Origin of the sequence: Ureibacillus suwonensis, from assembly GCF_042655065.1 — a bacterium.
GTDB lineage: Bacteria > Bacillota > Bacilli > Bacillales_A > Planococcaceae > Ureibacillus > Ureibacillus suwonensis.
On sequence record NZ_JBHSNQ010000042.1, the window covers coordinates 1 to 776 of the forward strand.

The 776-nt window shown below is 38.1% G+C and carries 1 protein-coding gene; it reads right to left on the reverse strand.

All coding sequences use genetic code 11. From position 1 onward, the window contains the following. Positions 1-639 precede the first annotated feature (639 nt). A partial coding sequence (locus tag ACFPOH_RS04170) for an IS3 family transposase (RefSeq protein ID WP_141603258.1) occupies positions 640-776 on the reverse strand: 137 nt, incomplete at its 5' end.

Sequence of the window (776 nt, forward strand, 5' to 3'; positions counted from 1 at the left end):
TGCAGTACCGTTACCAGCTGAAAATCAAGAATGCTTCTTACATGGTCTCAATATTCTTTTTAAACAGGTTGGGGGAGTACCTAAAAGGATAAGAATCGATAATTTGACCCCCGCTGTGAAGAAAAAAGGACAAAAAATGAAGAAGCACAATTAACTGATGAATTTGTTCAATTTCAGCATTATTATGGCTTTGATGTGCAGGTATGCAATCCAAGAAGTGGCCATGAAAAAGGAAATGTTGAGAATCAAGTTGGATATATACGCTATAACTTTTTTACTTCAGCTCCAATAATGGACAGCTATGAGGGTTTAACTGATCAATTATTTCATAAATTAGAGGCGGACAGAAATAGAATTCATTATGCCAAAAACGTACGTATTGAGGACTTATGGCAGGAAGAACGGGATTATCTTCTAGCATTACCGGAAAAGCCCTATCCTGNTGGATCTACGTCAAGTTTTTGGACACAAAAAGATTAAGTTTTTTTTGCACAACAACCATTCATGGATTGTTCCACGTCCCAAGTAGATTGTCAAAGTGAAAAGAGCCTTTGACAATCTACTTGGGACGTGGAGAAATAAACCCATGGCTGTTGTGCCAAAAAATGTGAAGGGGGGAAGTGTTCTGTACCCCATGTTTTACGCTGCAATTCGGCACATTTTTTCGTATTCATCCGGTGTCAAATAACCAATGCTTCCATGAATTCGTTTTCGATTATACCAACCTTCGATGAATTGAAATAACGCAATTCTCGCTGTCTCAAAGCTTTCGTATT